A 17,925-nucleotide genomic window follows, 5' to 3' on the forward strand; every position below is an offset into this window, starting at 1 on the left:
TGGTTCGAGCGACTTCCCTCCGATTCCCGGCGCACCCGTCAGTTCCCCCGATTCCGAGCCGCGAGAAGCGAGATGAGTTAGTCCGTCTCCTCTGTGGCGTCCGCGGCATCCGTGGCGGTGGAGACGCCGGAGATGTCGAACCGCGCGCCGCCGTCGCTGTGCGAAGCGACATCGACGGTCCAGCCGTGGCCGTCGGCGATGCGGCGGACGATGCTGAGACCGAAGCCGGTGCCGTGCGCGGCGGTCGAGTAGCCCGACTCGAAGACGCGGTCGCGCTTCTCCTCCGGGATTCCGGGGCCGTCGTCGGCGACGAAGAAGCCGTCGGGCCGGTCGCCGACGGTCACCGTGACGCCCGGGCCGCCGTGGTCGACCGCGTTCCGGAACAGGTTCTCGAGGAGCTGCTGGAGCCTGTTCGGGTCCGCCTCGACGACCCGGTCGGTGTCGACGGTGAGCGAGGCGCTGCCGGTGTCGACGGTCCCCCAGCTCTCCGCGGCGACGTCGGCGAGCGACACCGGCTCCAGGTCCGTGACCTCGTCGCCCTCCTTCGCGACCGTCAGCAGGTCGTCGATGAGCGTCTCGATGCGGTCGTGCGCGTCGGCGACCGCCGCGAGCTGGTCGCTGTCGCGCTCCTCCCGCGCCAGTTCGAGCCGGCCCTGCGCGACGTTCAGCGGGTTCCTGACGTCGTGTGAGACGATGCGGGTGAACTGTTCGAGCCGCTCGTTCTGCCGGGTCAGCCGCTCTTCGCGCGCACGGCGTTCGGTCACGTCGCGGCCGACGCCGACCAGCCCCGCGGGGTCGCCGGCGGCGTCAGTGAGCACCGACCCGCTGAGTTCGTACGGGATGCGGCGGCCGTCCTTCGTTTCCACCGTCGTCTGGACCGTCGTGGTGCCGCCGTCGTAGACGTCGGCGATGGCCTCGACGACCCGGTCGACGTCGTCGTCGACGACGAAGTCGGCGGGCGTCATCGACGCGATTTCGTCGTCGGTGTAGCCGGTGACCTCGCGGAAGGTGTCGTTCCAGCGGTGCATCGTGCCGTCGAGGCCGACGACGTAAAACGGGTCTTCGAGCGCGTTCAGCGCCTGGTCGAAGAAGACGCGCTCCGCGCGGAGCGCGGACTCCCGGGAGGCTCTCACGAGCGCCGCCTCGGTGTTCGCCGCGAGGATGCGCGCGAGCGACACGTCGCGGTCGTCGAACAGGTCGGGCTCCCGCGACCCGAAGTTCAGGACGCCGAACTCGCCGAGCGGCACGATGACTTCGCTCCGGATCGCGGTTTCGCCGTTGTAGCGTCCGTCGACGGTTGACACGTCGCCATAGACGTGATGTTCGCCGGACTGGAACGCCTCCCACGCGAGGCTGTCGCCGCCGCGGAACGTCGGCTGGTCGCCGACCGTCACGGCGGCCTGCTCGGTGAACGCCGCCGGGCGCAGCACGTCCTCGTCGTCGTCGTACAGCCAGCAGCCCGTGATCGGGATGCCGAGCAGGTCGTGGGCCGCGTCGACGGCGATGCGGGCGATGTCGTCGTCGGACTCGGCGCTCATCAGCCGGCGGCTCGTCTCGTGGAGCGCTTCGAGCGTCCGCTCTTGCTGTTTCCACTCCGTGATGTCGCGGGTGAACCCGACGATGCGGACCACGTCGCCGTCGGCGTCCCGAATCGGCTGCGCCTGCACCCACACCCAGCGGCCGAACGACTCCGCCGGGTTCACCCGGTACTTCAGGTCCGCCGTCTCGCCGGCGGAGAGCCGCGCCATCGCGTCTCGGACCGCGTCGCGGTCGTCGGGGTGGACGGCGTCGAGGAAGCTCGTCGGATCCGCCGCCAGGTCGTCGACGGAGTGGCCGTAGATGCGCTCGTACGGCGAGTTCACGAACAGCAGGTCGCTCCAGTCCCCGGTGAACATCCACAGCACCTGCGTCGTGTTCTCGGCGAGTTCGCGGAGCCGCTGCTCCACCCGGGTGGCGGTGCGCTCCGCGCGGTGCTGGTCGACGGCATTGACGATGCGGTTCGCGAGCAGGTCGAACTGCTCGGTCCCCGCCCCCTTCCGGAGGTAGTCCGTGACGCCGGCGGAGATGGCGTCGCTGGCGATCTCCTCGCTGCCCTTCCCGGTGAACAGGATGAACGGGAGGTCCGGGTCGGCCTCGCGGACGGTTTCGAGGAATTCGAGGCCGTCCACGTTCGCCATGTCGTAGTCGCTGACGACGCAGTCGACGTCGACGTCGTCGCCGGCGAGCACGTCCGTCGCGGCCGCGGCGCTGTCGGCGGTGGTGACGGTGAGCCGGTCGTTCAGCCGTTCGAGCGACAGCGCGGTCAACTCCGCGAAGGCGTGGTGGTCCTCGACGTGGAGCACGTCGATGCCGCGACCCGTCGCTGTCGAGACGGGGCCGATGCCGTCCTGCTCGAACGGCGACTCGGTCATTCGACTGGAGTACCGGGTCTGCGAGTAAAAGCGTAGTGGGCGGAATCGGGCGACTCGCCGCGGAAAACGGTTGAAATTACGGGAACAGAGGAGAAATTCGCCGCGGAGGCGTTCGGCACGTCGCGGTTCGTCGCCGTCACGCTTCGTCGAGCGGCGCTTCGAGGCTTGCGACGTCGACGACGACCTCGTTGGCTGCGGCGTCGACCGACTGGACGACGCCGCCGAGCACGAGCTTCGAAATCGGGGTCGGCCCGACGAGAATCGCGTCGCCCTCGTCGAACTGCTCGACCGGCTCTTCGAAGTGGAGGCGCGCCTCGCACTCGTCGGGGTCGTGGACGTTCGTGAAGTCGATCTCGTCGACCGTGACGTCGACGTGGTCGTACTCGCGGGCCAGCATCACCGTCTCCGGGTTCTCCAGCGACTGGTAGTCGAGGACGTTGTACGCGTTCGCCGTCGCCTTGTAGCCGCCCTTCGGCCCGGGGATGCCTTCGACCAGATTCAGCGCCTTCAGGCTCTGCATCTGGTTCCGAATCGTCCCCGGGTTCCGGTCGACGTCCTCGGCGAGCACCTCGCCGGTGACCGGGGACTCCGACGTCTGGTACCTGTCGACGAGCGCAGCGAGCAGCTCCCGCTGGCTGTCGGTCAGCTCGATCTGGTCCATCTACCAGCATGAACGATTCGGGCCTATAAATACTGCCTGCCTGCCTGCCACGGACCGCACTCTTCCCGCGGGATTCCAAACGCGTCCGCAGTTTTCCGGCTCAGTTCTGGTAGTCTGGTCGCTCCGCGTACTCGATGGGGTCGCGGACGCCGGCGCGCTGGAACGCCTGCAGCCGGAACGCGCAGGCGTCACACGTCCCGCAGGCCGGGGCCTCCGCCCGGTAGCACGACCACGTGTGTTCGAACGGGACGCCGAGGTCGACGCCCTGCTCGACGACGTCGGTCTTCGACCACTCGGCGAACGGCGCCTCGACGGCGACGTCCGTCTCCGGCTTCGTGCCGACGTCGACCATCGCCTCGAACGCCTCGAAGAACTCGGGGCGGCAGTCCGGGTACCCCGAGAAGTCCTCCGAGTGCGCGCCCATGTAGACGGCCGCACAGCCGTTCGCCTCCGCGAGCGACACCGCCATCGCGAGGAGGTTCGCGTTCCGGAACGGGACGTACGACGAGGGGACCTCCTCGGCGTCCACGTCGGCGTCGGGGACCGCCATCGAGTCGTCCGTCAGCGACGACCCGCCGATTCGCTGCAGGTGGTCCGTCTCCACGTGGAGGAACGACGCCGCGTCGAACTCGTCGGCGAGCCGCTCGGCGCACCGCCGCTCTTTCGCCTCCGTCCGCTGCCCGTACGACGTGTGCAGCAGGTGCAGGTCGTGGCCGCGCTCCCGCGCCAGCGCCGCGGCCGTCGCGCTGTCCATCCCGCCCGACAGCAGCACGACTGCGCCGCCGCTGTCGCTGCCGGGGCTGCTGCTCGGGCCGCCGTCGTCGCGTCCGGCGCTCGGTTCGCCGGGGTCGTTCGCGTCGCTCATGCTCGCCGTTCGGCACCGGCGGCCGTGTGCGTTTCGCTCCGAGCGGCGGCGCCCGAAGCGGCGCGGTTCACGCGCCGTCGAAGGTCGCCGCGGCCTCGTAGACGGCTCCCTCGTAGCGGAACCGGAAGCGCCCCGGTTCGTAGCCGCCGGTCCGCGCCCCTCGCGAGACGGTGTTGCGGTCCGTGACGAGCGAGACGGCCGTGACGCCGTCTTCGATGTACGGCAGCGTGTTCCGGAGCGCGGCGTTGTGCGGCTGCATCACCTGCTCCGTGATGAGGCGGGCCTCGGCGGTGTCGCCGGCGCCCGCTCGGGTCAGCGTCAGCGTCGCCCGCGGCACCTCGTCGGCGCGGCGCGGCCACCTCACGCGGATCCGCGAGCCGTCGCGAGTCACGGTCAGGCCCTCGGTCGGCTCCAGCGTCGCCGCCGGCGCCTCGACGTCGAGCAGCGCGGCGTTCGTTCTGCGTTCGCGGCCGACGCCGACCTCGAAGGCGTACCGGCCGCCGCCGAGGTAGCCGACCGTCGACGACGCCCCCGTGTCGATGGCGTGTTCGTCGAACGCCGCGAGCGTCCACGTCTCCGTCCCGCCCGGCGGAACGAACGACAGCGGCACCGGCCAGCCCCGCGGCGCGACGTGGAACCACCGGCCGTCGACGAGCTTCCACAGCCGCCAGAAGTACGGATTCCCGGCGAGCCGGCTCCGGCCGTGGTTGACGAGCGTGTAGTCGACGCTCGCCGGCAGCTCCACCCGCTCGGACTCCGGCCGGAGGAACGACGTCGTCGCCGCGTCGGCGCCGTGGTACCACGCCATCCGCGTCGCCTCCGGGAGCGCCGGCGGCGACGCGCCCGCGAACCGGGAGTCGCCCGTCGGCCCGGGGTGGTCGGTCGACCAGACCGCGACGTCGACGGTGCGGTCGCCGTGCCCGTCGAACCGGTAGCGGGCCCGCGGGAACCCCGAGCCCTCGCCGCGGCCCACCAGCGCGTACTCGATTCGCACGGACTCGCCGGGGCCGAGCCGGGCCTGCTCCGGGAACCACGGCCCGTCGACCGGATCGTCGAGCCGCCACCGGCCGTCGTCGGCCAGCGCCACCGCCGGCGTCGCCGTCGCGAGGTCGTGGTCGGCCGTCGGCGCCAACACGAGTTCGTCGCGGTACGTGTACCGTTCGCTCCGCGGGCGGCCGCCGGGCCACGCCGACGGGACAGACTGGAACAGCGGGAGCGCGTGCAGGTCGAACGTGTTCGCGGCGTCGTTCCGGTTCGTGAACGTTCCGCGGAGCAGCGCGGGGCCGTCCGCGGTGGCGGTTCGAGCGAACTGCATCGCGACGGAGCCGTCGTCGCGCGTCCGCGACCGCGTCTCCGGCAGCGCGACCGTCACGGGGAGCGTCTGGAACGCCACGAGGCTCCAGTCCTTCTCCGGCTCCAGCGGCGACACGTCGTCGCTGTCGGCCGGTGTCGGCGTTTCGTCGGTCGAGCGAGCCGGCCGCGTCCGCGTCGCGTCTGCGGTGTCCGTCGGCGGTGAGCCGAGCGTCGAACAGCCGGCGGAGGCGGTCGAGCCGAGCAGCGCGAGGACCGTTCTGCGGCGCATAGCCGGACCGTCCTCGCCGCGCGACATACGCTTTCGGGGGACTCAAACGGCCGTTTGACCGACCGGCGGCCGGCCGTGCGGCTCCGCCGACGGAGTTCCGATGCAGGAACGCCTTTGTGGGCCCTGCGCGAGTCGGCAACCATGCGACGAAGGCGCGCCTCCGACGCCGACCCCGACGCGGTGACAGACGCGGCTCGCGGCCGAGACCACAGCTCGCTCGACCCGGTGGCCCGGAATGGCTGACGGCGGCTCCGTCTCGGTGACACGGCTGGAGTTCCCGATGGACTGGCCGCCGGGGCACGTCGCCGCGTTCCTCGTCGACGCGGACGAGCGAATCCTCGTCGACGCCGGCCTCCCGAACACCGAGGCGTCGCTCCGGGACGGGCTGGCGGCGGCCGACCTGGCGCCGGCCGACGTCGACCACGTCGTGGTGACGCATCCGCACCCGGACCACACCGGGCAGATTCCGACGCTGCTCGACGCCGGCGACCCGACGGTGCACGCGCCGGCCTCCGCGGTCGACCGGCTGAACCGCGACGCCGACGCCGTCCGCGAACGCAGCCGCGCGAACCTCGAACCGGCCGGCCTCCCCGAAGACCAACTGGACGAGGCCGCCGAGACCGCCGTCGCGTCGCTCGAGCGCGCCCGGTCGCTGCTCCCGCCGGACAGCGTCGACGACGCGGTCGACCCGGGCGAGCCGCTGCGGGTCGGCGGCGTCGAGTTCGACCCGGTTCACACGCCGGGCCACCAGGCAGACCACCTGTGTTACGCGGCGACGCTCGGCGGCGACGACGTGCTGTTCTCCGGCGACATGGTGCTGTTGCCGTTCCGCTCGGCGCTGCTGCACGACGGCTACGACGACGGCTACCGCGAGGCGGTCCCGGCGTTCTCGGACGCGCTCGACGCGCTCGCCGCCCGCGACGTCGACCGGACGTACCCGGGCCACGGCGACGTCCACGCCCGGTTCGCGGAGACGGTGACGCGGGACCGCGCGAAACTGAACGGCCGCGTCGACAAGGTCGAGGCGGCGGTCGCGGACGGCAACCGAACCGTCGCGGCGGTCGTCGACGCCATCCAGGCCGGCCACGACGTCCGGTACGTCCTCCCGGAGACGATGAACATCCTGGCGCACCTCGTGGACGCCGGGCGCGTCGAGCGGACCGTCGTCGACGGCACCGCGCGGTACACCGTCGACTGACCGCTGCAGCCGCAGCGTCGGACAGCCCTCGCGGTCTGTGGCGAACAGCGCCCCGGCGCCGGGACGCTCCGTGACGGAAACCGCCCAAAGACAGTTAGCCGGCGAGCGCGAACCCGGAACGAATGGCAAACACTGAGTCGACGCGAGCAGGCGGGTCCGAGCCCTCGCTGCTGGTCCGCGCGGTGTGGTTCGTCCTGGTCGGGTGGTGGGCGACCGGGCTCTGGCTGTCGGTCGCCTGGCTCCTGAACGTCACCGTCGTCGGGCTGCCGCTCGGCATCCGGATGATAAACACGGTGCCGAAGGTGCTGTCGCTGAAGGAGCGCGACTTCGTCGACGAGACCGGGACGCCGAGCGAACAGCCGCACGGCCTCGTCGTCCGCGGCGTCTACTTCGTGTTCGTCGGCTGGTGGGCGAGCGGCGTCTGGACCGGCGTCGCCTACCTGTTCACGCTCTCGGTCGTCGGCATTCCGGTCGCCGTCTGGATGTACAACAAGCTCCCGTACGTCGTCTCGCTGTACGAATACTGAGGCGGTCGCGAGCCGAGGCGGCTCCGCGTCGCCGGGGGCAACGGCCGACTCAGGGACTCGGCGACTCAGAAGCCGCCGTAGCGCAGCGACACCATGACGGCGATGAGGACGAGTTGGAACAGCCCCTGCACGCCGCCGAGTTTCGCGTTCTGCTGGCCGATGGCCGAGATGACCGACGGGTCGGGGTCGTCGGACACCATCTCCATGTACATCCGGACTTCGCCCGGCATCAGGAAGCCGAACCCCTGCACGGAGAGAATCGTGACGATGGCGAGCGTGACGACGATGGCCGGCGACGTCATCTGGAACTGGCCGATGGTGGTCGCGACCCACGCGAGCGACCCGACGGTGACGACGGCGGTGATGGCCTGCCAGCGGCGGTCGCGCCAGGCGTTCAGCCGCCAGCCGACCAGCAGCATCACCGGAATCAGGTTCGCGGCGGTGAACAGCGCGAGCCACGGCTCGGCGTGCGGGAACAGCCCGATTCGGATGGCGAGCGTCAGCCCCGCGGCGATCGTGAGGAACGCCATCGACGGCAGGAAAAACGAGGTCTTCGGGGTGAGCCGCTCGAACACGGCGGCGCTCTGCTCTTCGTCCAGTCCGCCGATAACCGGGCCGAGAATCCCGCCGATGAAGATGTCCGTCCCGGTCCACAGCAGCCCCGCCATGACGTGGATGTAGGTGTGCTGCTGTATCGACGCCGCCGTGACCGCGTAGCCGACCGCGGCGACCGACACCGCGACGACGCCGACGGCGAACGCCGGGTTCGCTCGCCGGCCGAGCCCCGCGACCGTCCCGCGAATCGTGTTCGTTGCCATGTGTTCCCCTCCCAGTCACGTCACCCTCCTAAGAGTTACTGCTCCGGGGGTTTTCGACCGGCTGCAGCGGGGGTCCGCGACGACGATTCGCCGGAGCGCCCGGTGCCCGTCGGGTGTCCGTGTCGCCTGCCGCCGCCCCGAGCCGGGTGCGGCGTCAGTCGGTGCGCTCCGCCTCGACCACCGCGAGCGACTCGTCGAGTTCGACCGTGAGCGACTCGTCGTCGGCTGTAAACGTCACGGCGGCGCGGAGCGGGTCGCGGCCGACGATGCGGGCGCGGTCGGTGCTGATGGTCCGGAACGCCGACAGCGGCTCGTCACGCACGTCGACGCCGTGGTCGTGGTAGAACGCGACGACGGCCGGGACGTCCAGCAGGGCGATTCCGAGGTCGCCGGCGAGCGTCTCTCCACACCGGTCGCAGGTGAACCGGAACGTCGGGACGTCCCGGTACTCCTCGGGCGGCGAGGCGTCGTCGTCGGTCGTCGCGAGCTGGTCGGCGAGCCGGGACCGCATCCGGCCGTCGCAGAACGGACAGAAGCCGCTGGCGGCCTGCTGAACCACCGTCCTGAGATACCGGTTCGCGACGGCGGGCCACTCGTCGGCGTCGTAGCCGGCGAACACGCCGGGCGGGATGCCGAAGAAACTGCCGAGGTCGCAGTCGTCGCACGTGATTTCGACCTGCTGGTCGTCGTAGTGGAACGTCCGGTCGCCGCCGCACGCCGGACACGGGTCGTCCAGCGGAACCGGGTCGACCGACCCGGTTTTGGTGTAGCGGCCGGCGAGCAGCGCGCCGCGGATCTGCCGGCCGGCGACGGTCAGCCGGTAGCTGTCGTCGGTCTTCGCGACGAACGTCCCGGTGAGCTTCTGGAGGTGGTAGTTGAACTGGCCGGAGTCGCGCATCCCGACCGCGTCGCGGAGCGCCGAGAACGTCGCCTCGTCGCCGTCGGCGTCCGCCAGCGCCCGGAGGATGGCGAGCCGCGTCTCGTCCGCGAGCGCGGCGAACGCCTCGTCCGGGTCCGTCGCGTCGACAATCGGCTCACTCATGCGGGGCTGGTAGTCTGACGGCCGTATAGAGGTATCGACGGCCGCCGACCGGGCGCCGGCGTCCTGGGTCGCCGTCCGCGGTCGGCGTCGTCGGCCGGCGTCACCGGTCGGCTTTGAGCACCGCGGTGACGTACTCGTCGGCGGTCTGCCGGGCGTCGGTGAGCGTCTCCTCGGTGTCGAGCAGCGCCGCGCGGGTCCGGGCGCCGTCGACGATGGTCATCAGCGACCTGGCGGCGTGTTCGGCGTCGACGTCCGCGAACGCGCCCCGGTCGATGCCGTCGCTGATGACGGTGCGGAGCATGTACCGGATGTACTCCTCGTTCGCCTCGAACTGCGCGTCGAACTGCTCGTTGTGGGGCGCCTGCGCCCGCATCTCGAGCATCGCGACCAGGAAGTCCCGGCGGTCGACGTGGTCGAGCAAGAGCCGGTCGAGGAGCAGGTCCAGCCGTTCGTCGGGGTCGGTGACGTCGACGCCGTGGACGGTGTCGACGAACCGGTCGAGCAGGTAGTCGAGGAACGCCGCCAGCAGGTCGTCTTTGGTGTCGTAGTGGTAGTGGATGGCGGCCGTCGACTTGCCGTACTCCTCGGCGATGCGTTTCACCGTCAGGTCCGCGTAGCCGTACTCGCACAGCGCTCGGTAGGTCGCCTCCATGATCTCCTCGTCGACGTCGGACTCGGGGCTCGTCTCCGAGGAATCACTCATCAGTCTCTCTTCGGAGTGACCCCGGCAAAACACTTGTGGAGCGGTCTCACGACTGCCGAGTGAACCACATGGTTAATCAGCGAAAATGGGGGATTTCGAGCCGTTTCAGGCCGCGAACATCGTCTCTCCGATTCCCGAAGGGCTTTTGACTAACTAGTCAGTCAGTATCAGGTACGCAATGAACGACGCACTGCTTCGAGCCGACTCGACGAACGGGGCCGCCGTCGCCGTGCCCACCGCGGTGGTCGGGGGATGAGCCTCCGCGGCCGCGTCGCCGCGCTGTTCAAGGGCCGCGACGAGTTCGACCTGACGTCCGGCGACATCGGCAAGCCGCTGCTGTATCTCTCGCTCCCCATCGTGGTGACGAACCTCTTCCAGACCGCCTACAACCTCGGCGACACGTTCTGGCTCGGCCAGTACAGCACCGACGCGCTGGCCGCCATCTCGTTCGCGTTCCCGATGGTGTTCCTGCTCATCTCGCTCGGCACCGGGCTCTCCGTCGCGGGGAGCGTCCTCGTCGCCCAGCACACCGGCGCCGACGAGGAACGGGCGGCCGAGTACGCCGCCTCCCAGACCATCACGTTCGCGCTCATCGCCTCCGTCGTCCTCGGCGGCGTCGGCTACGTCTTCGTCGACGAGTTCCTCGCGCTCATGGGGGCGTCCGCCGACGTGCTGCCGCGCGCGGCGGGCTACATGCAGGTCATCTCGCTCGGCCTCGTGTTCATGTTCGGCTTCTTCGTGTTCGTCTCGCTGATGCGCGGCTCGGGCGACACCATCACGCCGATGGTGGTCATGTTCGGGTCGGTCGTGCTCAACATCGCGCTCGACCCGTTCGTGATATTCGGCTGGGGGCCGTTCCCGGAACTCGGGATGCAGGGCGCCGCCATCGCCACCGTGTTCTCCCGCGGCCTCGCGATGCTCGTCGGCCTCGCGATCATGCTCGCCGGCACCCGGGGCGTCCAGATTCACCTCGCCGACATGGTCCCCGACGCGGCGTCGCTCCGGCGCCTGCTCCGCATCGGGATTCCGGCGTCGGTCGAGGGGATGGGCCGGGCGCTCTCCATCAATCTGCTGCTGGTCGTCGTCGGCACCTTCTCGACGACGGTCGTCGCCGGCTACGGCATCGGGACGCGCGTGTTCTCCGTCATCTTCCTGCCCGCTATCGCGGTCGCCCGCGGCGTCGAAACCATGACCGGGCAGAACATGGGCGCCGGGAAGCCGGACCGCGCGGAGGCCGCGGTGCGGCTCGCCTCGAAGACGCTGTTCGGCGTGCTCACCGCCGCCGGCGTCGTCGTCTGGGTCGCCGCCGCGCCCCTCGCCAGCGTGTTCACGACCGACCCGGCCGTCGTCGACGTCGCCACGGAGTTCCTCCGGTACGTCGCGCTCACCTTCGGTTTCATCGGTGTCATGCGCGCGTACACCGGGAGCTTCCGCGGCGCCGGCAAGACGCTGACCGCCGCCGCCATCTCCGTCGCGATGCTCGGCGGGATTCGGCTCCCGCTCGCGTGGTTCACCGCCGACCCCTTCGGCGAAACAGGCATATGGGCCGCGTTCGCTGTGTCGAACGTCGCCGGCGCCGCCATCGCGTACGCCTGGTACCAGCGCGACACGTGGCGCGACGCCGACGTCACCGACGCGGCGGCCGACGCACCCGGCCGCTCGCCCGACCCCGACGCGCGAACCACGGACGACTGAGACCCAGCACGCAGATGTCACGGAACCGCGACACCGACGTCGACGCGGCGCTCGAATCCGCCCTCGAATCCGCGCTCGGCTACGCCGACCGCGAGCAGCTCGCCCCCGCCCGGCGCGCCGTCCTGCGCCGTGAGCGCCGGCCGTACGGCGACCTGCTCGTCGGCACCGCCGAGGCCGTCTCGGGAGACGCGCCCGGCAAGTCGGCCGTCCGCGCCGCCGCCGCGGTCGAACTGCTCCGCGGCTACTGCCTGCTCCGCTGTGACCTCCTGGCCGACGTCCGCGCGGCCGCGGTCGACGCGGCCGGCGACGATTCGACAGCCGGCGCCGACACCACCGCGTCGCTGCTCGCCGGCGACTACCTCCAGACCTCCGCGTACTCGACGCTCGGCGCGGCCTCGACGGACCGGCTCGACGACTGCTTCGGGACGCTCGTCGCCGTCTCCCGACGGATGAGCGAGGGCTTCAGCCGGATGCACGACGCGCCGTCGCCGTCGGCCGCGGAGTACCGGTCGCTGCTCGACGCCACCGTCGGCGCGCTCGGGGAGGGCGCCGCGGTCATCGGCGCCACGCTCGCCGGCGCGGACCGCGGTCGCCGCGACCGGCTCGCTGCGCTCGGCCGGCAGTTCGGCGCGCTCCGACACCTCCAGTTCGACCGGACGGCGCCGTCCGCCGGCGCGCGGTTCGGCGTCGACGTCGACTGCGAGGCGCTCGACGACCACCGCCGACGGCTCGCGACGAACCTCGAAGACGCGCTCGGCGACCTCGCGGACGCCGCCGACGTCCGCCGGCTCCGCGCGGCCGTTGAATCGGGCCTCCCTGCCGGGTCGATTCGCTGACGGCCGGTCGGCGCCGCGAGTCGGACTCGGGGTTCGGCGCCGCGGGTCGCCGCAGCCGAGCGGAACGGCGGCTTTCGGATACCGATATCAGGGCCTTCAGATGGAGGCCTGAACCAACTCGTTTTTAAGCCGGTTGTGCAAACGGGAGCGGTATGCCGCTTCGACTCGGGACCATCGCCCGCGACCTCGGCCGGATGCTGGAGGCGCTCGCGGGGCTCGTCCTCGTCTCGGTCGTCGTGCCGCTGGTGTGGCGCGAGTGGTGGGTCCTCCCGGGGCTGGTCCTCGCCGGCGCGGCGCCGCTGCTCGCCGGAGCGGCGCTGCGCCGACGGTTCGACCGCGCCGACGACCCCGGACGGCTCCACGGCATGATGATCGCGGCGTCGGGCTGGTTCCTCGTCGCCGTCTTCGGGTCGCTCCCGTTCCTGTTCGTCGCGTGGACCGCCGCGCTCGACCCGGCGTGGCTCGGCGTTCCGGCGCGGTTCACGACGGCCGGCACCGACGCGTCGTCGACGCTCGCCGCGTTCCGGAACCCGCTGAACGGCGTCTTCGAGAGCATGAGCGGCTTCACCGGCACCGGCCTGACCATGTCGGTCCACGAGGACGCGTTGCCGCGCACGCTGCAGTGGTGGCGGTCGCTCATCGAGTGGGTCGGCGGCGTCGGCGTCATCGTGCTCACGACGGCGGTGCTCGCCCGCCCCGGAAGTGGGTCGCTGACGCTGTACCGCAGCGAGGCGCGCTCGGAGAAGATTCACCCCAGCATCGTCTCGACGGTCCGCACCATCTGGTGGATCTTCCTGCTGTTCACGTTCTTCTCGGTGCTGCTGCTGTGGCTCGCCGGGATGCCGATGTGGCACGCCATCAACCACGCGATGACGGGGCTCGCGACCGGCGGATTCTCCGTCACCGACAGCTCCATCGGGACGTACGGCAGCGTCGCCATCGACTTCGCGCTCGTCCCGGTGATGGTGCTCGGCAGCATCGCGTTCCCGATTCACTACCTCGTGCTCACCGGCGACCTCCGGAACCTCTACACGGACCTGCAGACCCGGTGGGTGTTCGTCTTCTTCGGGCTCGGCTCGGCGCTGCTGACCGCGCTGCTGTTCACGGAGCGCGTCTACGCCCCCGAGTCCGTGGCGGTCGCCGGCGTCGTCCTCCGCGGCGCCCCGGCGGCGCTGTTCCAGTCGGTGCGCTACGGCCTGTTCCAGTTCGTCTCGGCGGCCTCCTGCACCGGGTTCCAGACCGCCGGGTCGCTCGGGACGGACTGGTCGCCGCAGGCGCAGTTGACCGTCGCCGCCGGCATGGTCGTCGGCGCCGCCGCCGGGTCGACGGTCGGCGGCATCAAGCTCGTCCGGCTGCTCACGCTGACCAAGGGGACCCTGTTCCGGATTCGCGGCGTCTTCTACCCGTCGAACGCGGTGCGGACGTTCCAACTGGACGGCCGGACGCTGTCCTCCGAGGAGACCGCCCAGGAGTTCGAGGAGGCCGCAATCATCACGTTCCTCTGGTTCGTCTTCCTCGCGCTCGGCGCGTTCGTGCTGCTCGTCAGCCTCCCGACCGGCCCCAGCGGCTACTCGCTGGAGAACGTCCTCTTCGAGGTCGCCTCGGCGCAGGGGAACGTCGGGCTCTCCGCCGGCATCACCGGCCCCGGCATGCCGACCGTCACGAAGGTGATGTTCCTGTTCAACATGTGGATCGGCCGGCTCGAAATCATCCCGGTGCTGGTGCTGCTGCGCGGCGTCTTCGTCTCCACGGGGATGTACGACTGATGCGGCTCGAAGACGTCCCGGTCGTCGGCCCGCTGCTCGCCGCCGGCGCGGACGACCGCACGTTCGACGCGCTGCTCGTCGCCGGCGCCGTGCTGATTCCGCTCATCGGCGCCGTCGGCCGCAACGCCGTCACGACGGCGTTCGCCGTCGCCTACATCCTCGTCTTCCTCGGCTACGTCGCCTACAACGGCGTCCGGTGACCGACCGAAACCGCCCGGATGTTGCGGAAAGCAAGATTTAGAACGGACAAAACTGTTGGAGGCGTATGTATACTATAGTCGTCGGTGCGGGTGCGATAGGGTCGCAGGTCATCGACCTGCTCGAACGGACCCGGAACGAAATCGTCGTCGTCGAGTCCGACGCCGAGGTGGCCGAGGCGGTGAGCCGGAACCACGACTATCTCGTCATCAACGACGACGCGACGGTGAAAGAGACGCTGGTGGACGCCGGCGCGGACGACGCCGACGCCGTCATCACGACCACCGACGCCGACGCGACGAACATCATGGTGATGCTGCTCGCCGAGGAACTCGGCATCGAATCGAAGGTGAGCGTCGTGCAGAACCCCGAGCACATGGACGTGTTCCGCCGCATCGGCGTGAACGTCCTCGAAAACCCCCAGCGGCTCATCGGCGAGTACCTCGTCCGCGCCGTCCAGCGCCCCTCGGTCAAGGACTTCATGTCGCTCGCCGGCGGCGCCGAGGTGTTCGAAATCACGCTCGCCGAGTCCGCGCCGCTCGCCGAGACGACGCTGGCGGCGGCGGACGACCGAGGGCTGCTCGGCGACGACATCCTCGTCGTCGCCATCGAACGCGGCCAGGACGTCATCACCCCGCGCGGCGAAACGACGATGCACGCCGGCGACCTCGTCACGGTGTTCTCGAAGCAGGGCGTCTCCGCGGACGTGATGCGGACGTTCACCGGCGAATCGTAGCCTCGTGATTGGCCCGACCCGGCCCGACTTGACCCGACTCGACAGGGCCCGCCGCCCGGTCAGGAGTCGACGTGCGGGCGCGGTCCGCGTCGGCGTCGACCCGTCAGCGACCGCGCGTCGGCCGCGGGCGCCCCGCGTCGACTCCGCAGCTTCGTCAGCGCGGTCGCCGCGGCGGCGCCGGCGAGGCACGCGGCGGTAGGGACGGGGTAGGACGCGGCGACGAGCAGCGCCGGGACGATGCAGGTCAGCGCGAACGCGGCGGCCAGCGACCCGTCGGGGTTCGGGACGGCGCGGCCGGGTGCAGCGGACTGTCTCATGCGGCTGAACGTGGACGCCGCCACCCCAAATAGGTAATCTGAACGATACTTCTGTCCGGCGGTTTACTGAAGAACGCTTCACCGACCGGTCAGCCGAAGCCGAGGGTGGATTCACCGAAGCAGCGGTACGGTTCGCGAAACGCAGCGGTGCGGCTCCCAGCAGTCACCGGCGTCGGCGGAGAACCGACGCCCCGCCGACTTCAGCGCCGCTTCGACCTACTCCTGGGGGTCGAACACGTCGGTGTTCTCGGGGCCCTCCGCGCGCACGATGGCGAGCGCGCCCTTCCGGGCGACGCGCGAGAGCGCGTGGTCGACGAGTTTGAAGTCGCCGGGCACCGGGAACGACATCGTCGCGACGCAGGCGCTCCCGGGGAGCACCGGCGTCGTCTGGACGTACCGCATCGGGTCGCTCGCGAGCGCGCCCTGCTCCCACACCTCGTCCCAGACGCTGCCGATGGCGTGGAAGCTGCTGAACAGGTTCGGGCCGCCGACGCCGTAGAACACCCGGGCTGTCTCGCCGGTCTTGACGTTCATCTCGGCGTACTTGTCCGGCGTGATGGCGTACTTCTCGCCGTTCATCAGGACGTACGTCGGGTCCTCCATCGCCATCCGGGCGAAGTCGAACTCGTGGTGGCCCTTCTGGCCGGTGTCGCCGTTCGTGTACAGCTCGTGCTGGCCGAGGTAGAACTCGTGGTCGACCGGCGGCAGCCCCTCCTCCGGCTCGACGAGGATGAGCCCGAACATGCCGGAGCTGATGTGGTAGTCAACGTTCGCGACGGCGCAGTGGTAGATGAACGCGCCGGGGTACGTCACCTCGAACTGCAGCCGCTTCTCCTCGCCGGGCGCGACGAGCGTCGCCTCGGCGCCGCCGCCCGGGCCGCGGCACGCGTGGAAGTCCACGTTGTGCGCCATCGAGTTCCCCTCGGCGTTCCGGATGGTGAGATCGACGGTGTCGCCGACGCGGGTCCGGATGAACGGGCCCGGAATCTGGCCGTTGAACGTCATGTAGGTGAAGGTGACGCCGGGTTCGACCTCGGCGGTGACTTCGAGCGTTTCGAGTTCCACCTCGACGGTGGCGGGCGTCTTCCGCGTGATGGGCGCGGGGACGTCCCGCGGGTCCGCGGCGACCCGGTCGACGTCGACGGGCTTCGCCTCGCCGAGTTCCGCCGCGGTCGTCAGCTGCACCGGCGACGTGTCGACGTCGTTGCTCGGGGGCGTCCCGACCGTACAGCCGGCTAACGCCATGGTTCCGCCGAGTCCGGCAGCCTGCAACACCCGTCGCCGCGTCGTTGTGTACGTCATGAGTGGTCGTCTCCAACTGGTGGTATGTGGCCCGAGGGGATATATCGGAAACCCGGTTCTCACCGGCTAAGAAACGGCTTCAGTGGTTATCGGTCGGGGCCGCGTAGCCGCTCGTATGAGCACTACTCCCGCTGTCCGCGACGCTGATGCCGTCCGCGACGACGACGCTGTCCGAACCGCCGACCGCGACGCCGAATCCGCCGGCGTCGGCCGTCGCGGCTTCCTGCAGGGGACGGCGCTGCTGGCGGCCAGCGGCGTCGCGCTCGGCGCGGCCCGGCCGGCCGCCGCACAGGAGACGACGGACCTCACCGCGTGGTTCTCGAACGTCTCGAACTTCGACGGCGTCGCCGACGAGCGCGGCGCCGACACCGTCACGGTCGCCGTGGGCGCACAGGGGAACGGCGGCGGCTTCGCGTTCGGCCCCGCCGCCGTCCGCGTCGACCCCGGAACGACCGTCGTCTGGGAGTGGACCGGCGACGGCGGCAGCCACAACGTCGTCGCCGAGGACGGCGCCTACGAGAGCCCGTTCGTCGGCGACGCCGGCGCGACGTTCGAACACGTCTTCGACGCCGCGGGCGTCTCCCTGTACGCGTGCGCGCCGCACAAGGCGATGGGGATGAAAGGCGCCGTCGTCGTCGGCGACGTCGACGTCGCGGTGTCGACGCCGACGCCGACCCCCGAACCGGAGCCGGTCTTCGAGTACGTCGACCGCGAACCCGACTACGGCGACTGGTTCGACGACGTCGACAACTTCGAGGGCACCGTCGACATGCGCGGCCGCGACGAGGTCCGCATCGAGGTTGGCGCGCAGGGGAACGGCGGCGGCTTCGCGTTCTCGCCGCCCGCGGTCAACGTCGACCCGGGGACGCGCGTCATCTGGGAGTGGGTCGGCGACGACGGCCCGCACGGGTTCGCGGCCACCGACGGCGAGTACGCCAGCCCGTCGCAGTCGACCGGCGAGTTCGGCCTCGTCTTCGACGGCGTCGGCGTCAGCACCTACGCCTGCGAGCCGCACGCGGAGAAGGGGATGAGAGGCGCCGTCGTCGTCGGCGACGTCTACGAGGGCGTCTACGAGGTGTCGACGAGCAGCCTCGCGGTCGCCGGCGGCGTCGGCGCGGCGCTGCTCTCGCCGCTGGCGTTCGGCGCGTTCCTCTGGGCGCGCGGCCGCCGCGGCGGAGACCGCCGCCGCTAAGCCGGAATCGACCCGGCCCCCGAGTGCCGGGATTCCCGGGCGGCCGCGTCGTCGTTGCCGGCGTTCAGGCGACGCG

At 70.8% G+C, this 17,925-nt stretch carries 17 protein-coding genes; 8 read left to right on the forward strand and 9 right to left on the reverse strand.

Features of this window, described 5'->3' with window-relative positions; translation table 11 throughout:
* Positions 1-77: 77 nt before the first annotated feature.
* The 4 genes from ACQUS7_RS07365 to ACQUS7_RS07380 all read right to left on the reverse strand — a co-directional run bounded on the left by ACQUS7_RS07365 (position 78) and on the right by ACQUS7_RS07380 (position 5,519).
* On the reverse strand, positions 78-2,411 hold the full coding sequence (locus ACQUS7_RS07365) for a PAS domain S-box protein (RefSeq protein ID WP_435145996.1): 2,334 nt from the start codon (positions 2,409-2,411) through the stop codon (positions 78-80).
* A gap of 136 nt (positions 2,412-2,547) precedes the next feature.
* Positions 2,548-3,072, reverse strand: coding sequence for a TrmB family transcriptional regulator (locus ACQUS7_RS07370; protein ID WP_435125567.1), 525 nt, complete (start codon positions 3,070-3,072; stop codon positions 2,548-2,550).
* Positions 3,073-3,172: 100 nt separating this feature from the next.
* Positions 3,173-3,937, reverse strand: coding sequence for a 7-cyano-7-deazaguanine synthase QueC (gene queC / locus ACQUS7_RS07375; RefSeq protein WP_435145998.1), 765 nt, complete (start codon positions 3,935-3,937; stop codon positions 3,173-3,175).
* A gap of 67 nt (positions 3,938-4,004) precedes the next feature.
* Positions 4,005-5,519 carry a hypothetical protein gene (locus tag ACQUS7_RS07380; RefSeq protein ID WP_435146000.1) on the reverse strand — a complete coding sequence of 505 codons (1,515 nt, stop codon included), beginning with the start codon at positions 5,517-5,519 and terminating at the stop codon, positions 4,005-4,007.
* Between the two features lie 235 nt (positions 5,520-5,754).
* Between ACQUS7_RS07380 and ACQUS7_RS07385 the strand changes: the two genes are divergently transcribed.
* Positions 5,755-6,717 carry an MBL fold metallo-hydrolase gene (locus ACQUS7_RS07385; RefSeq protein WP_435146002.1) on the forward strand — a complete coding sequence of 321 codons (963 nt, stop codon included), beginning with the start codon at positions 5,755-5,757 and terminating at the stop codon, positions 6,715-6,717.
* A 122-nt stretch (positions 6,718-6,839) separates the two neighbouring features.
* The gene (locus ACQUS7_RS07390) at positions 6,840-7,244 is read left to right on the forward strand and encodes a YccF domain-containing protein (protein ID WP_435125578.1); all 405 of its coding nucleotides are present in this window, start codon (positions 6,840-6,842) and stop codon (positions 7,242-7,244) included.
* A gap of 65 nt (positions 7,245-7,309) precedes the next feature.
* On the opposite strand, the gene ACQUS7_RS07395 is transcribed toward ACQUS7_RS07390, so the two are convergent.
* The 3 genes from ACQUS7_RS07395 to ACQUS7_RS07405 all read right to left on the reverse strand — a co-directional run bounded on the left by ACQUS7_RS07395 (position 7,310) and on the right by ACQUS7_RS07405 (position 9,807).
* On the reverse strand, positions 7,310-8,062 hold the full coding sequence (locus ACQUS7_RS07395) for a hypothetical protein (RefSeq protein ID WP_435146004.1): 753 nt from the start codon (positions 8,060-8,062) through the stop codon (positions 7,310-7,312).
* A 154-nt stretch (positions 8,063-8,216) separates the two neighbouring features.
* Positions 8,217-9,104 carry an ArsR/SmtB family transcription factor gene (locus ACQUS7_RS07400; protein ID WP_435146006.1) on the reverse strand — a complete coding sequence of 296 codons (888 nt, stop codon included), beginning with the start codon at positions 9,102-9,104 and terminating at the stop codon, positions 8,217-8,219.
* Between the two features lie 100 nt (positions 9,105-9,204).
* Positions 9,205-9,807, reverse strand: a complete 603-nt coding sequence (locus ACQUS7_RS07405; protein ID WP_435125586.1) for a TetR family transcriptional regulator C-terminal domain-containing protein — start codon at positions 9,805-9,807, stop codon at positions 9,205-9,207.
* Between the two features lie 252 nt (positions 9,808-10,059).
* Between ACQUS7_RS07405 and ACQUS7_RS07410 the strand changes: the two genes are divergently transcribed.
* The 5 genes from ACQUS7_RS07410 (at position 10,060) to ACQUS7_RS07430 (ending at position 15,038) form a co-directional block, all read left to right on the forward strand.
* The gene (locus ACQUS7_RS07410; protein WP_435146009.1) at positions 10,060-11,502 is read left to right on the forward strand and encodes an MATE family efflux transporter; all 1,443 of its coding nucleotides are present in this window, start codon (positions 10,060-10,062) and stop codon (positions 11,500-11,502) included.
* Positions 11,503-11,516: 14 nt separating this feature from the next.
* On the forward strand, positions 11,517-12,338 hold the full coding sequence (locus ACQUS7_RS07415) for a hypothetical protein (protein ID WP_435146011.1): 822 nt from the start codon (positions 11,517-11,519) through the stop codon (positions 12,336-12,338).
* Between the two features lie 152 nt (positions 12,339-12,490).
* Positions 12,491-14,104: a TrkH family potassium uptake protein gene (locus ACQUS7_RS07420; RefSeq protein ID WP_435146013.1), complete on the forward strand. Its 1,614-nt coding sequence runs from the start codon at positions 12,491-12,493 to the stop codon at positions 14,102-14,104.
* A complete protein-coding gene (locus tag ACQUS7_RS07425; protein ID WP_435146015.1) occupies positions 14,104-14,304 on the forward strand; it encodes a hypothetical protein in 201 nt (66 codons plus the stop codon). The genes ACQUS7_RS07420 and ACQUS7_RS07425 overlap by 1 nt, the downstream gene beginning before the upstream one ends.
* A gap of 65 nt (positions 14,305-14,369) precedes the next feature.
* Positions 14,370-15,038 carry a potassium channel family protein gene (locus ACQUS7_RS07430; protein WP_435125599.1) on the forward strand — a complete coding sequence of 223 codons (669 nt, stop codon included), beginning with the start codon at positions 14,370-14,372 and terminating at the stop codon, positions 15,036-15,038.
* 59 nt (positions 15,039-15,097) lie between these two features.
* Here the strand turns inward: ACQUS7_RS07430 and ACQUS7_RS07435 are convergent, their stop codons facing one another.
* Both ACQUS7_RS07435 and nirK read right to left on the reverse strand, forming a co-directional pair.
* The gene (locus ACQUS7_RS07435) at positions 15,098-15,355 is read right to left on the reverse strand and encodes a hypothetical protein (RefSeq protein ID WP_435146017.1); all 258 of its coding nucleotides are present in this window, start codon (positions 15,353-15,355) and stop codon (positions 15,098-15,100) included.
* A gap of 216 nt (positions 15,356-15,571) precedes the next feature.
* Positions 15,572-16,657 carry a copper-containing nitrite reductase gene (gene nirK / locus ACQUS7_RS07440; RefSeq protein WP_435146019.1) on the reverse strand — a complete coding sequence of 362 codons (1,086 nt, stop codon included), beginning with the start codon at positions 16,655-16,657 and terminating at the stop codon, positions 15,572-15,574.
* Between the two features lie 115 nt (positions 16,658-16,772).
* On the opposite strand from nirK, the gene ACQUS7_RS07445 reads away from it, so the two are divergent.
* A complete protein-coding gene (locus ACQUS7_RS07445) occupies positions 16,773-17,849 on the forward strand; it encodes a halocyanin domain-containing protein (protein WP_435146021.1) in 1,077 nt (358 codons plus the stop codon).
* Positions 17,850-17,925: the final 76 nt, after the last annotated feature.

Origin of the sequence: Halobaculum sp. P14 (assembly GCF_051195155.1) — an archaeon.
In the GTDB taxonomy this organism is placed as follows: domain Archaea; phylum Halobacteriota; class Halobacteria; order Halobacteriales; family Haloferacaceae; genus JBNTKA01.